The 263-nt window shown below is 54.8% G+C and carries 1 protein-coding gene; it reads left to right on the top strand.

Annotated elements, in window-relative coordinates:
• The coding region (locus ACTHS3_RS18065) for a histidinol dehydrogenase (RefSeq protein ID WP_440368803.1) at positions 1 to 263 on the top strand (263 nt) is incomplete at both ends.

Below are 263 nucleotides of genomic sequence, written 5' to 3'. Positions count from 1 at the left end.
CGCGAGACGGGTGGAAAGCTACCATAAACACCAAAAAATGGAGTCGTGGAAGTACGAAGACGAAGACGGCACGCTTTTGGGCCAACAGATTACGCCGCTTGACCGTGTCGGCATTTATGTTCCGGGCGGTAAAGCCGCTTATCCGAGTTCCGTCATCATGAACGCCATGCCTGCCCACGTTGCCGGCGTGAAAGAAATCATCATGGTCGTTCCTACTCCGAAAGGCGAGCGCACCGATATCGTGTTGGCGGCTGCTTTTGTGG

The sequence above is a fragment of the Neisseria sp. P0009.S007 genome, assembly GCF_051962515.1.
Note: the sequence above shows the minus strand (reverse complement) of the source record. Positions and strands in the feature narration are given on the sequence as shown.